This window comes from Pseudomonas sp. CC120222-01a (assembly GCF_003097235.1).
Lineage (GTDB): Bacteria > Pseudomonadota > Gammaproteobacteria > Pseudomonadales > Pseudomonadaceae > Aquipseudomonas.
The window spans coordinates 1-11,935 of sequence record NZ_QEQQ01000010.1; the positions used below are offsets into that span (position 1 = coordinate 1).

Genomic DNA, 11,935 nt, shown 5'->3' on the forward strand with positions numbered 1-11,935 from the left:
AGCAAGACACCAGAGATGATTGCGCAAGAACTTTGGGGCGTGCTGCTGGGCTACAACCTGCTGCGCTATCAGATGGTTCAGATGTCGAGGCAGTGCCCAGGTGTTTATCCCTGCGAAATGAGTTTTACCGCCTGCAGCTGGGCAATTTTGGGCTTGCTGCATGGCACATCACTGAATCATCCCGGCAACCTGCCAGGATTTCTGGCGGACTTGCAGGCATCAGCAGCGCAGTATGTCCTACCTCATCGGCGACCTGATCGTTGGTTCCCCAGAGCAGTGAAGCAACGACCAGCAAAATACCCGACCCGAAAATGAAAATGCCAGTCAGCTTAACTGACTGGCATTACGCCCTAGGGCGTCTTTTTTTGTGTCTGAGATAATCTAATCCACCTGCTTGGGCCTTACAGATTGTTTCGAATCGCAGCGAAAAAATCAGATTTAACCCCTTTCTTGTAGGAGATTTCCCAAAGATACTCCCAGCCATTGTGGTGTTCCGGGCGAAGCACTAGTGTCGGTTTGTCGTTGCCAAGCAACGATCGGCTTTGACAGGCCGCCCCGAACTAACCACATGGCTTTGCCTTTTATGGCAGCTGTCATGGGGCACCCCGTGTGCGCCGGTTTTGGTCTGTTCGCCGGTCTGTCAACCCATGCACAGCTGCCACCTTTCTGTTTGACAGCAGATGGTAGCGGCCCTAACTGAACAGGCCTGCACAATGCTGAAGATAGTCCCCGATCCACCCCACCTCCTCCACTCCCTGGAAGACACGCTGATGATGGCCTCCGACTACGCGCTTTGCGCCGAAGCCGTCGCCCAGCAGGCAATGCTGATGCAGCCCAAGTCACCAGTGTCGTTGCTGATCATGACGTCAATGCACGAGCTAGACAGCTTGCGCAAATTGCTCGAAACGGCGCTGGCCCAGATCCAGAAGCCCGCCGATCCGCAGACGCTGCACTGATCCGCATCATGATCCGCCTGGCCAGCCAGGTCAGGCATCTACGACTTCAGGGAGATCATACAATGGCGACCGAAGAAACTAGATTCACCGTAGGCAAAACCACCTTCTTCCAAGGTGACAACCAGACCCACCCACTATTCCGCATCGAAGCCGGTATCCCCTGCCAAGCCGCCCGCGAGCAGGCATCAGAACTGATGGGCTACGTTCGCGACCTGTCCATTGACGGCCTCATGGAAGACAAACCCCAACTGCTCTGGGCCTCGCACTACCTCTGCGCCCTAGCAAAAGCCCTACTGGACGACGCCGAGTTGGGCATGACCAAAGCCCCGTGAAATCCACCTGCAGCCGCCTTTTTTGTAGGAGCGGCCTTGCGTCGCGAAAGGGCCGCACAGCGGCCCCAGCAACCTCACCACCAGCGCAGTCATCCAGGAGAGTCCCCCATGCCGAAAAATGAAACCGCAGCCCCCCTTAACGCAGGCAATCCCGAGTTTCGCTACGGTCTTGCACAACAACTATTCAGCGCCACCCCCGGGATCTCGGCAATGGCCATCAAAGAGCAAGCGACGAAACTCATGAACTGTGCCCGCTATCTCAACCACACCGGAGTCATGCTGGGCGACCATCGCAGGGTCGCTGCTTCCCATCACCTCAACGAAATGGTCCGAGTGCTTCTAGACAAAGTTGAAAGGTGAACATCTCATATTCCCGCAGTCAGCAGCCCAATCAGGGCGCAGACCAGGGAGGCGGTGAGCAGGGTGAAGCGGGCTGAGGGCATCGTTGGGCTCCGATTTTCGTTTGTCTGCCAGATCGCCGGGGCTGCTTTGCAGCCCATCGCCGGCAAGCGCGGCTCCCACAAGTACAGCGTGACCCTAGCGTCTTGCGCTGTACCTGTGGGAGCTGGCTTGCCTGCGATGGACCGCGCAGCGGTCCCCTGCAGGTTGCAATCACCTTAATGCCTTCAGCCCCGAAGCTTGTTAGCCTCAAGGAACCGCATCATTAGCCTGCAGGTAACACCGCATGGAGATCTGTCACTTCCGCTACTTCCTCTGCGTCGCCCGCCACGGTCACTTCACCCGTGCCGCCGAACAACTGGGCATCGCCCCGCCCACCCTCAGCCGGCAGATTCAGGACATGGAGCGCGAGCTGGGTGTGCGGCTGTTCGAGCGCAACCAGCGCGAAGTGAACCTCACCGCCGCCGGCCAGGCGCTGCTGATCGAAGCCGAACAGGCGGTGCGCCAGTTCGATGCCGCGCAGCTCGGCGCGCAGCGTGCCGGGCGGGGTGAAAGCGGGCGTATCGAGCTGGGCTATGTGGCGTCGGCGGCGTACTCGGGCATGTTGCAGCGGCAGGTGATCAGCTTCAGCGACGCACACCCCGGTGTGCGTCTGAACATCCGCGAACTGCCCATGGCCGAGCTGCCGGGCATGGTGCGTGACAGCCTGCTCGACCTGGCTTATGTGCGCTCACCGATGGAGCTGCCAGAAGAACTCGAAGCCATCGCCCTGCATCAGGAAGGCTTCGTGCTCGCCCTGCCCGCCAGTTCGCGGATCAACGAACTGTCGCAGATTCCGGCAGCGCGCCTGGTCAACGAAACCTTCATCCTGCCCGAGCAAATTTCCGGCACGCTGGAGGTGGCGGCGCAGGGTGGCTTTGTCCCACGGCTGGGGCCGCAACCTGGCAGCCTGGTGGCGGTGATTACCTTGGTGTCACTGGGGCGAGGGATTGCGGTGGTGCCGGAGTCTGTGGTGCAGCGCATCAGCCTGCCGCAGGTGAACTACCGGCGTATTGCCGATTGCCAAGCCAGCTCGTGGTTGAGTCTGGTGCATCGGCGCTTCGAGAAAGCGCCAGCTGTGAATAGGTACATCGAGTTGGTAAGCGACTAGACCTCGAATAAATTGTCTCGCCACTGGTGAGACTTTTATCCAATTGTCGCACCACCGGTGCGACTACTTTTCTGCTGCACTTGTGACAGCAGTGCTGACACAAAAAACAAGGGCACCCATCCACTGGTGCCCTCGCCCTTGTTGCAAGGTGAACTCAATCACCCCATCGACCGCGCCCCCACCGTTTGCGCATGGCCCCGCGAGGTCACGATCCCCAGGAAGGAAATCACGATCGCCAGGCCCAAGGTCGAACTCACTTCCGCCCGGTGCTCTGGGGTGAACATCATCACCGCCAGTGCGCCGGCGATGAAGATGATCACCGCCCAGGTCAGGTACGGGAACAGCCACATGCGGAACTTCAACTCGGTGTTCTCGCGCTCCAGGCGGCGGCGCATGCGCAGCTGGGAGATGGCGATGACCATGTACACCAGCAGCGCGATGGCGCCAGAGCTGGCCAGCAGGAACTCGAACACGCCCTTGGGTGCGAAGTAGTTGAGGATAGCGATGGCGGCACCGATCAGGGTGCTGCCGAACACCGCGGCACGAGGCACGCCTACCTTGGAGGTCTTGTTGAGGAATGCCGGGGCGTCGCCGCGCTTGGCCAGCGAGTACATCATCCGCGAGGCGATGTAGATCGACGAGTTCATGCAGCTGGTCACGGCCACCAGCACCACCAGGTCGACCATGAACGCCGCGTTGGGGATGTTCATGATTTCCAGCGCGCGCTGGTAAGAACCAACCACCGCCAGCTGCGGGTCGTTCCACGGCACCACTGAGATGATCACGAAGATCGACAGGATGTAGAAGGTGCTGATACGCCAGATCACTGAGCGGGTGGCCTTGGCAATGTTGCGCGACGGGTCGCTGGACTCGGACGCGGCAATGGTCACGGCTTCGGTACCGATGAAGCTGAACATCACGGTGATGAACGCACCGATGACGGCAGACCAGCCCTTGGGCGCAAAGCCGCCGTGCTCGGCGATCAACCCGCTCAGGCCGCTGACTTCACGGTTGGGTAGCCAGCCCATCAGCGCGGCGAAGCCGAGGCCGATGAAGCCGAGAATCGCGGTGACCTTGAGGATGGCGAACCAGAACTCGAACTCGCCGTACTTGGCCACGCTGAACAGGTTGGTGCCCGCCAGCAACAACACCGAGGCAAGGGCGAAGATCCAGCTGGGGATATCGGGGAACCAGGCGTTGAGCACATGCCCTGCTGCCAGTGCCTCGATCGGAATCACCAGCACCCAGAACCACCAGTACAACCAGCCGATGGTATAGCCGGCCCAGCGGCCGATGGCCTGGTCAGCGTAGGTGGAGAACGATCCGGTGTCCGGGTGTGCCACGGCCATTTCGCCGAGCATGCGCATGACCAGTACCACCAGGGTCCCGGCCACAAAGTACGAAAGAATGGTGGCTGGCCCGGCTGCCGCGATGGCGTGCCCGGAGCCTACGAAAAGTCCTGCGCCGATGATGCCCGCAATGGACAGCATCGTTACATGACGTGGCTTGAAACCTTGTGCAAGGTTGCCATCAGATCCCACGGTGTTCATTGATCTTGTTCTCTTTTTGCTGACACAAGGAAGGACGGGCAGGCGTAGGCGAAAATAGCTCCTTTCAAATCAGGAAGTCGACACGTTGCTGGTGCGCTGTTGTTGATCTTTGGCACACGTCACAGAGCAAGATGCCGGTGTGGTTCGGGCTTCATTTAAGCCCCGCGAGGCTGTGGGAAATTACACGAGAACGCCTCGGAACTGTTCGATCACGACAGTGCATTTCCATAAACGCCAGATGTCGCGAATGGCATATCCGATCACGCCAGCGGGCCATCTGACGCTTTTGTTTTTCATTTGGATGTGTTTCGGCCGGGCACAAAAAAGCCCCGGTCTCCCGGGGCCTCTGTTGCTCAGGCGTCTGCCTACGCCTGCCCGGTACGCTCGAAGCGCCTGGCCAGCAACAGGTAAGCGAAGATCCCCAGCACGCCATGGGCGGCCACGAACCAGAGTGCGTTGTGGAACGAGCCGGTGCTGGCGACCACGTAACCGATCACCAGCGGGGTGACGATGCCGGCAATGTTGCCGATGCCGTTGAACACGCCACCACACAGGCCGACCATCTTCTTCGGCGCTACATCCGACAGCACCGCCCAGCCCACCGCCGCCAGGCCCTTGCCGAAGAAGGCCAGGGTCATCAGGGCGATCACCGCCGCGTTGCCATCCACATAGTTGGCCAGCACCAGGCTGGTGGATAGCGCCATGCCGATCACGAACGGGGTCTTGCGCGCCTTGGACGGGTGCACGCCGCGGCGGATCAGGCAGTCGGAAACGAAGCCGCCGAGGATTCCGCCGGTAAAGCCGCAGATGGCCGGCAGCGCAGCGACCCAGCCGGCTTCCATGATGGTCATGCCACGGCCCTTGATCAGGTAGATCGGGAACCAGGTGATGAAGAAGTAGGTGAGCGCGGTGATGCAGTACTGGCCCAGGTACACCGCCCACAGGTTGCGGCTGGTGAACAGCTGCGCAAGCTCGGCGCGGGTCGGTTTGCTCTTGGCCGTCTTGCGTTCCTTTTCCAGGTCGACCAGGGCGCCGCCTTCACGCATGTAGTCCAGCTCTTCGCGGCTCAGCCCCGGTGCGCTGTGTGGCTCGTGATAAAGGCGGAACCACACCACGCTCAGCACCAGCCCCAGCACGCCCATCCAGATGAACACCTGCTCCCAGCTCATGCTGTGGGTCATCCACGCCATCAGCGGGGCGAACACCACCACCGCCATGTACTGCGCCGAGTTGAACAAGGCAGAGGCCGTACCGCGTTCGCGGGTGGGGAACCAGCAGCTGACGATGCGCGAGTTGGCCGGGAACGCTGGCGACTCCACCAGGCCGAGCATGAAGCGCATGGAAAACAGCGCCACCGCCGCCGAAACACCCGCCAGCCCCAGCCAGCCGACCGTGCCTTGCAGCAGGGTGAACAGTGACCAGAGGATCAGGCTGACGCCGTACACCCGGCGCGCGCCGAAGCGGTCGAGCAGCCAGCCGCCGGGGACCTGGCCCAGGGCGTAGGCCCAGGCGAAGGCCGAGAAGATCATGCCCAGCATCACCGGGTCTAGGCCCAGGTCCTTTAGTACTTCGGTGCCGGTGATCGACAAGGTGGCGCGGTCGGCGTAGTTGATGACGGTGATGACGAAGATCAGCGCCAGGACCAGGAAGCGATGGCGACCGGTCCCGGCCACGGCCTGCGAAGCGGCGACGGCGGATTTGCTGTTCATGTGGACCCTCTTGCTTCTCGGTGGAAGCGATTGTTCTTGTACAGAGAAGGTGTGGCCCTTTGGGGCCTTGTGTTGCCTGTGCCGGCCTCTTCGCGGGCTTGTCCCGCGAAGAGGCCCTATAGGTCGATCACCCGATTCGGCGGCACCTCGCCTCGAAAACAGGCTGCAAGGTTGTTCAGCACCATGCGCCCCATCTCCAACCGGGTCTGCAGCGTGGCGCTGCCGCGATGCGGCTGCAGGGCGACCTGGTTCAGGTCACGCAACGCAGGCGGCACATACGGCTCATCGACGAACACATCCAGCCCGGCCCCGGCAATGCGCTGTTCACGCAACGCCTCCACCAGCGCGTCTTCATCCACCAACTTGCCCCGCGCCACATTGACCAGGTACCCCTCCGGCCCCAGCGCATCGAGCACCTCGGCCGTCACCAGCACCTGGCCGCCATCGGCAGAAGCCGCCACCACCAGCACATCCACCGAACGCGCCAGCTCGACCAGATTGGCCTCATAGCGATAACCCGTTTCTGGCTGCTCGCGCCGCCCGTTGTAGGCAATGCGCATGTCGAATGCTGCTGCGCGCCGAGCGATGGCCTTGCCCACCTCGCCCAGCCCGATGATGCCCAGTTCGATGCCGCTGACCTTGCGCGCCAATGGCAGGTTCACCGTGCCCCACAAACCGTCGCGCACCAACCGCTCACCCTCGCCCAGGCGGCGCAGGGTGCTGATGATCAGGCCCATGGCCAGATCGGCCACATCGGCGGTGAGCACGCCCGGCGTGGTGGTGACGTGGATGCCGCGGCTGGCTGCGTGGCGCAGGTCCACGGCGTCGGTGCCGATACCGCTGATGGCGATGATCTCGAGGGCGGGCAACTGGTCCATCAGCGCGTTCGACAGGCCCTTGGCGCCACCAGTGACCACAGCGCGAATGCGTGGGCCAACTTCGGCAAGCAGCTGTTGCGGGTGGTCATGCTGATACAACCGATGCACCTGGTAGGCGCTGACCAGCTGGGCATCGATGGCCTCGGGTACGGGCTGGGTCAGCAGCACGTCGATGGGCTTGTTGTTCATCGTGGGCATCCGGCAGTTCGAAGACATGACTCGATGCTAGGCCCGCATTTGATACAGGTCTAATATAGATGCTGGATCGAATAATTCAGGAATTGAATCATGGAGCTGCACCAGCTGCGCTGCTTCGTCGCCGTCGCCGAAGAGCTGCATTTCGGCCGCGCCGCCACCCGCCTGCACATGACCCAGCCGCCGCTGAGCCGGCAGATCCAGCTGCTGGAACATGCCCTCGGGGTGCTGTTGCTGGAGCGCAACAACCGCCAGGCGCGCCTGACCTTGGCCGGGCAGAGCTTTCTCGAAGATGCCCGGCGCATCCTGCAAATCGCCGAATCGGCCAGCCAGTCGGCGCGGCGTATCGCCCATGGCGAAGCTGGCCGCCTGACCCTGGGCTTCACCGCCGTCGGCGCCTACAGCATGATCCCGCGCTTGCTGGTGCACGCCGGGCAGACCTTGCCGGACATCGAGTTGGTGCTCAGCGAGCGCGTCTCGTCCACCCAGGTGCATGACCTGGAAGCCGGCCTGATCGATGTCGGCCTGGTGCGCCAGGTGCTGCCCAGCGCCCGCGTGGAATACCTGCCGATCCACCGCGAACCCTTCGTCGCCGCCCTCCCCGCCGGGCATGCGCTGGCGGCACGCGAGCGGATCAGGCCAAGCGATTTCGATGAGCAGCCGTTCGTGATGTACAGCGCCAACGAAGGGCGCTATTTCCATGATCGCATCGCCAACCTGTTTGCCCGGCACGAGGTGCAGCCGCAGTACCTGCATCAGCTGGGGCAGACGCATTCGATCCTGGGCTTGGTCAATGTGGGGCTGGGCTGTGCGGTGGTGCCGGCTTCGGCGCAGGCGTTGCGCCTGGAGCAGGTAGTGTTCAAGCCGTTGGTGGGGATGGAGCAGCAGGCGGAGATCTTTCTGGCGTTTTGCCGGGATAACCCGAACCCGGTGCTGGGGAGCTTTGTGGCAATGGCGCGGGCATTCTTTGAAGCAGGGTAAATGGTGTTGGCCTCTTCGCGGGCTCGCCCGCTCCCACAGGGGTCTTGTGCAGTACCTGTGGGAGCGGGCATGCCCGCGAAAGGGCCAGCCGCCTTAACGCACCAGGCAAGGCCGCTTGTTATCGAAGCTCCAACCCGGAATCAGAAACTGCATCGCCACGCTGTCATCCCGCGCCCCTAGCCCCATGTTGCGGTAGCACTCATGGGCCTTGGCCAGTTGGTCTTCATCCAGCTCCACCCCCAGCCCCGGCCGCGCCGGCACCCGCACATGGCCATCGACGATCCGCAGCGGCTCACGGGTCAGGCGCTGGCCGTCCTGCCAGATCCAGTGGGTATCGATGGCGGTGATTTCACCCGGCGCCGCCGCTGCCACCTGGGTGAACATCGCCAGCGAAATGTCGAAGTGGTTGTTCGAGTGCGAACCCCAGGTCAGGCCCCAGTCGTTGCACATCTGCGCCACCCGCACCGAACCCTGCAAGGTCCAGAAGTGCGGGTCGGCCAAGGGGATGTCCACCGACTGCAGCTGGATCGCATGGCCCATCTGCCGCCAGTCGGTGGCGATCATGTTGGTGGCCGTCGGCAGACCGGTGGCACGGCGGAACTCGGCCATCACCTCACGGCCCGAGTAGCCGTTCTCGGCACCGCACGGGTCTTCGGCGTAGGCCAGTACATCGTGCTTGTCGCGGCACAGGGCGATGGCTTCTTTCAACGACCAGGCGCCGTTCGGGTCGAGGGTGATACGCGCTTCGGGGAAGCGTTCGGCCAGGGCCGTCACCGCCTCCATTTCCTCCTCGCCACGCAACACGCCACCTTTGAGCTTGAAGTCGCTGAAGCCATAGCGCTGCTTGGCGGCCTCGGCCAGGCGCACCACCGCTTCCGGGGTCAGGGCTTTTTCGTGGCGCAGGCGGAACCAGTCGTCGTCGGCGTCGGCTTCGTTGCGGTAGGCCAGGTCGGTCTGCTGGCGGTCGCCGATGTAGAACAGGTAGCCGAGCATCTTCACTGCCTCGCGCTGCTGGCCTTCACCCAGCAGTGCCGCCATCGGGACGTTGAGGTGCTGGCCGAGCAGGTCGAGCAGCGCCGACTCGATGGCGGTCACCGCATGCACGGTGATACGCAGGTCGAAGGTCTGCAGGCCACGGCCGGCGGAGTCGCGGTTGGCGAAGGTCTGGCGCATGGCGTTGAGCACGCGCTGGTAGTGGCCGATCGGCTGGCCAACCACCAGGCTGCGGGCGTCTTCCAGGGTCTGGCGGATCTTCTCGCCACCGGGCACTTCGCCCAGGCCGGTGTTGCCGGCACTGTCGCGCAACACCACAACGTTGCGGGTGAAGTACGGGCCGTGGGCGCCACTGAGGTTGAGCAGCATGCTGTCGTGGCCAGCCACGGGGATAACGCGCAGGTCGGTGACGACGGGTGTGCTGGTGTGAACGGCGGGATTGGTCTGCATATTCATGGTTGTTGTCTCGCAGTCATCAGTGGGTCTGGCCCAAGGCAGAAGGCGCCTTGTGGTCTTCAGAGGGAGCGCCCTTCGGGCGAATGCGTACGAAGAAGATGGCGATGGCCGCCAGCACCGAGGTCACGGCCAGGCCATACAGCCCGCCCTGGATCGACCCGGTCTGCTGTTCGAGCAGGCCGAAGGTGGTGGGGGCGACGAAGCCGCCGAGGTTGCCGACCGAGTTGATCAGGGCGATCACGGCCGCGGCGATCCGGGCGTCCAGGTAGCCCTGCGGAATCGGCCAGAACAGCGACGAGGCCGACTTGAAGCCGATGGCGGCGAAGCACACGGCGACGAAGGCGAACACCGGGCCGCCGGTGGTGGACATGAACATGCCGATGGCGGCGACGATCAACGCACCGGCAACCCAGGCCTGCTGGAACTTCCAGCGTGTGGAACCCGCGGCGAAGGCATACATGGCGATGATCGAGATCAGCCACGGGATCGAGTTGAAGAAGCCGACCTGCAGGTCGCTGAGGTCGCCCATGCGCTTGATGATGCTTGGCAGCCAGAAGGTGGCAGCGTAGATGGTCAGCTGGATGCAGAAGTAGATCAGGCAGAACAGCACGATCTGGCGGTCCTTGAGCAGGCTCCACGCCGAAGGCTTCACCGCGCCAACCGCTTCACGCTCTTGCTGCTCACGGTCGATGGTCGCCACCAGCGCCTCCTGCTCGGCCTGGCTCAGCCACTTGGCATCCTGCGGCTTGGAGTCGAGCCAGAAGAACACGAAGAAGCACAGGGTCACCGAGGCCATGCCTTCGATGAACAGCATCCACTGCCAGCCGTACAGACCCAGGCCCTGGATCTGCATCAGCGCGCCGGCCAGCGGCCCGGAAATCAGCGACGCCAAGGCAGAGCCGCTGAGGAAGATGGCGATCGCCTTGCCGCGCTCGACGGCCGGCAGCCAGCGGGTGAAGTAGTAGATCACGCCAGGGAAGAAGCCCGCCTCGGCCACACCCAGCAAAAAGCGCAGCACGTAGAACTGGGTTTCGTTCTGGACGAAGGCCATGGCGGTGGCCACCAGGCCCCAGGTGAACATGATGCGGGTCAGCCACAACCGCGCACCGACCTTTTGCAGCAGCATGTTCGAGGGCACCTCGAACAGCGCGTAGCCGATGAAGAACAGCCCGGCGCCGAAACCAAAGGCGGCGGCACTGATGCCCAGGTCGCTTTCCAGGTGCGGGCGGACGAAGCCGATGTTGACGCGGTCGAGGTAGTTGACGATGAACATGATGACGAACAGCGGCAGGACGTGGCGCTTGACCTTGGCCACGGCACTGGCCAAAGCGTCGCCTTCATTCCGGGCAGACGGAGCGAGGGTGTCGTTCACTTGTGGATCTCCCACTAATTGTTTTTGTGCGGGTCGAAGTTGTCTGACATGACAGTGGGATGGAGCATATGCGCAGCAAGGTTGTACGACAAGATGCCGAATGTCGCCTAAACAGCAAAATACAAGCATATAAATAGCAAGATGGCGTCGAACATGACGACAACGTAATTAACGGCCCTGTACCGTGCAGGGAAAAACCAGGCAAAAAATATTTTTATCGGTTAACTTGTCGTACAAGTACCTTACCCTGGAACTCCCCATGGATACTTCCCCCGCCAAACGCAGCCACAGCCGCGCCCATGACCTGGTGTCGAGCCTGACCCAGCAGATCCTGCTGGGCACCTTCAAGCCGGGGGACAAGCTGCCGTCGGAGAACACCCTGGTGCGCGAGCATGGCGTCAGCCGCACCGTGGTCCGCGAAGCGCTGTCGAAGCTGCAGGCCTCAGGCCTGGTGGAACCGCGCCATGGCATCGGCACTTTCGTGATGGAGCGCCAGGGCCAGGCGGGTTTGCGCGTGGGGGCGGAGAATGCCGCGAGTGTGCGCGACCTGCTGGAGCTGCGCATCGGCCTGGAGGGCCAGGCGGCGGCCCTGGCGGCCGTGCGCCGCAGTGACGAGCAGCTGGCACGCATGCGCAAGGCGCTGGATGACTATCAGGACCTGGCGGCTGCCGGTGACAGCTGCATCGAAGCGGACCGGCGCTTCCACCTGTTGATCGCCGAGGCCACCGGCAACCTGTATTTCAGCGAGATGATGGCGCAGCTGGGCAACGGCCTGATCCCGCGTAACCGCATGGCCCTGGCCGAACGCACCGGGGCCAAGCTGGCGCGGCATGCGTACCTGGCCAACCTCGAGCATGAGGCGATCCTCAATGCCATCCGTCGCCAGGACCCCGACGCGGCGCGGGCGGCGATCTGCCTGCACCTGTCCAACAGCCGGGATCGCCTGCTGCCGGACTGATCACTG

The 11,935-nt window shown here is 62.8% G+C and carries 11 protein-coding genes and 1 pseudogene; 7 read left to right on the forward strand and 5 right to left on the reverse strand.

Annotated elements, in window-relative coordinates; translation table 11 throughout:
• The 5 genes and pseudogenes from N430_RS14350 to N430_RS14370 form a co-directional block, all read left to right on the forward strand.
• Positions 1–315, forward strand: a pseudogene (locus tag N430_RS14350) (IS4 family transposase); the annotation flags it as partial.
• A 398-nt stretch (positions 316–713) separates the two neighbouring features.
• Complete coding sequence (locus N430_RS14355; protein ID WP_110637695.1) at positions 714–956, forward strand: hypothetical protein; 243 nt, start codon at positions 714–716, stop codon at positions 954–956.
• A gap of 62 nt (positions 957–1,018) precedes the next feature.
• A complete protein-coding gene (locus N430_RS14360) occupies positions 1,019–1,288 on the forward strand; it encodes a DUF3077 domain-containing protein (RefSeq protein WP_110637696.1) in 270 nt (89 codons plus the stop codon).
• A gap of 108 nt (positions 1,289–1,396) precedes the next feature.
• Entirely contained in the window at positions 1,397–1,648 is a 252-nt protein-coding gene (locus N430_RS14365) for a DUF3077 domain-containing protein (RefSeq protein WP_110637697.1), read from the forward strand.
• 325 nt (positions 1,649–1,973) lie between these two features.
• On the forward strand, positions 1,974–2,837 hold the full coding sequence (locus tag N430_RS14370) for a LysR family transcriptional regulator (protein WP_110637698.1): 864 nt from the start codon (positions 1,974–1,976) through the stop codon (positions 2,835–2,837).
• Positions 2,838–2,995: 158 nt separating this feature from the next.
• Here the strand turns inward: N430_RS14370 and gabP are convergent, their stop codons facing one another.
• The 3 genes from gabP to N430_RS14385 form a co-directional block, all read right to left on the reverse strand.
• A complete protein-coding gene (gene gabP, locus N430_RS14375; protein WP_110637699.1) occupies positions 2,996–4,387 on the reverse strand; it encodes a GABA permease in 1,392 nt (463 codons plus the stop codon).
• A 365-nt stretch (positions 4,388–4,752) separates the two neighbouring features.
• A complete protein-coding gene (locus N430_RS14380; RefSeq protein ID WP_110637700.1) occupies positions 4,753–6,096 on the reverse strand; it encodes an MFS transporter in 1,344 nt (447 codons plus the stop codon).
• A 116-nt stretch (positions 6,097–6,212) separates the two neighbouring features.
• Entirely contained in the window at positions 6,213–7,163 is a 951-nt protein-coding gene (locus N430_RS14385; protein ID WP_110637701.1) for a 2-hydroxyacid dehydrogenase, read from the reverse strand.
• Between the two features lie 99 nt (positions 7,164–7,262).
• Between N430_RS14385 and N430_RS14390 the strand changes: the two genes are divergently transcribed.
• The gene (locus tag N430_RS14390; RefSeq protein ID WP_110637702.1) at positions 7,263–8,150 is read left to right on the forward strand and encodes a LysR substrate-binding domain-containing protein; all 888 of its coding nucleotides are present in this window, start codon (positions 7,263–7,265) and stop codon (positions 8,148–8,150) included.
• 93 nt (positions 8,151–8,243) lie between these two features.
• Here the strand turns inward: N430_RS14390 and gudD are convergent, their stop codons facing one another.
• The gene (gudD, locus tag N430_RS14395) at positions 8,244–9,599 is read right to left on the reverse strand and encodes a glucarate dehydratase (protein WP_110637703.1); all 1,356 of its coding nucleotides are present in this window, start codon (positions 9,597–9,599) and stop codon (positions 8,244–8,246) included.
• Positions 9,600–9,618: 19 nt separating this feature from the next.
• A complete protein-coding gene (locus N430_RS14400) occupies positions 9,619–10,971 on the reverse strand; it encodes an MFS transporter (RefSeq protein WP_110637704.1) in 1,353 nt (450 codons plus the stop codon).
• A 259-nt stretch (positions 10,972–11,230) separates the two neighbouring features.
• Between N430_RS14400 and N430_RS14405 the strand changes: the two genes are divergently transcribed.
• Positions 11,231–11,929 carry a FadR/GntR family transcriptional regulator gene (locus N430_RS14405; RefSeq protein WP_110637705.1) on the forward strand — a complete coding sequence of 233 codons (699 nt, stop codon included), beginning with the start codon at positions 11,231–11,233 and terminating at the stop codon, positions 11,927–11,929.
• The last annotated feature ends 6 nt before the right edge of the window (positions 11,930–11,935 follow it).